Raw genomic sequence first — 1,574 nt, 5'->3', positions numbered from 1 at the left:
TTATTAAAGATATATTAAGATTAGCGAATACTTTTAAAAGGTAAAAAGAATCATAAATTATTAGGGTTAATTTTATAAACAAAACATAAATAGTATTAAAAATTTATATCTAACAAACATTTTATGTAAAATTTTATTTTTGATTATCTATTAATGTTGTGTTAAATTTATATTAAAATAAATAAGTTAAATATTATAGGGAATGATTTTTAAATTAGTTATTATATAAGGAAGAGGTAAAATTATGGCAGATTCAGTTTTGCATGTGCTCACGAATAATGAGTATGCTACAACACGTTGCCAAGATGGTATTGTGATATTTTGGCCAATTGATAACGAAATGCATTTACAAAAATATCGTAAAAGTACTACGGTTACTGACGACATCTTTATTATTAATCATTTAGATGTTTATAGTATTAGTAAAAATAGTAAAACAATCATGTTTTATATAAGTAGTGACTGGTTTACAGAGCTTGGTTTTTCCTTTTTTAATTATCACTATACTGCTAATTTAATTAAATCTTCCTATAAACTTAAATGCTTATTACTCACTTTAATTTATCGTTCCTTGGAAAAGAAACCGTTAAATGATGAAGATATTGCTAAAATAAAAAGCATTGTGACTATTATTGCTACTGAAGCAACGATGGATAAAGAGACTGCTCAAAATCAATACAATTATGCCTATTATGGTGACCTTAAAGAGGAATTAGGTTATATTTATGATCATGTTCATGAAAGATTAACTCTACAAGAAGTTGCGGACGAATTATTTGTTTCTAAATCAAATTTGTCATCACAGTTCCGATTGATGATGGGTATGGGGTTTAAGAATTATGTAGATACTTTGAAAATTGGAGAATCTATAGAAATATTATTAACTACTGATCATACTATAAGTTATATTAGTGGATACCTTGGTTTTAGTAACAGTTCTACATATGCTAAGATGTTTAAAAACTATATAGGAGTAACACCAAATGATTATCGTAAATTATCGAAATTTAACAAAAAAAGTGGTTTACAAGTAGAACGATTAACAGAACCACAGACAACAGAATTAAAGAAAGACATTTTATTTTATATTAATCATTATAAAAACCGTTTAACGGATGTCATACATATTGATGTAGAAGATTTAGATACAGCTAAACCATTTCAAACTGTTATTCAAGTTAATACTATAACTGAAATGAAATTAGTCTTTTTAGAAGGTATTTTCAAAAGGTATATTACTGCTGAAAGTCAAGTCATATTTTTAATTATGCCATCAATTATTGATAGTCAAAATACATTTACTGATGAACAAAGAAATGAAATTGTTAGGACAATTATACAAAATGGCTTGAATGTTGCATTTAATATAGAAGAAATTGACAACATTCATTATATAGAGCAGTTATTTTTAACTATTATTGAGCAAAAGGGTCATTTAAACAGTAAAAAATATAACGAATATGAGATTCATTTTATTTTTTGATTTAGAGCAAATGGAAATAAGAAGTATCTATCGAACAATTTTAAAAATACAAAATTTACGTATCAATTATAAATTAGGATTAAATATTAGC

Annotated in this window: 1 pseudogene; it reads left to right on the top strand. The window is 25.1% G+C overall.

Going from position 1 to position 1,574, the window contains the following annotated elements:
* Nucleotides 1-244: 244 nt before the first annotated feature.
* Nucleotides 245-1,574, top strand: a pseudogene (locus CD113_RS12410) (helix-turn-helix domain-containing protein); the annotation flags it as partial.

The organism is Staphylococcus simiae (genome assembly GCF_002902085.1).
Classification (GTDB): Bacteria; Bacillota; Bacilli; order Staphylococcales; family Staphylococcaceae; genus Staphylococcus; species Staphylococcus simiae.
This window is presented reverse-complemented; position numbering and strand designations above follow the sequence as displayed.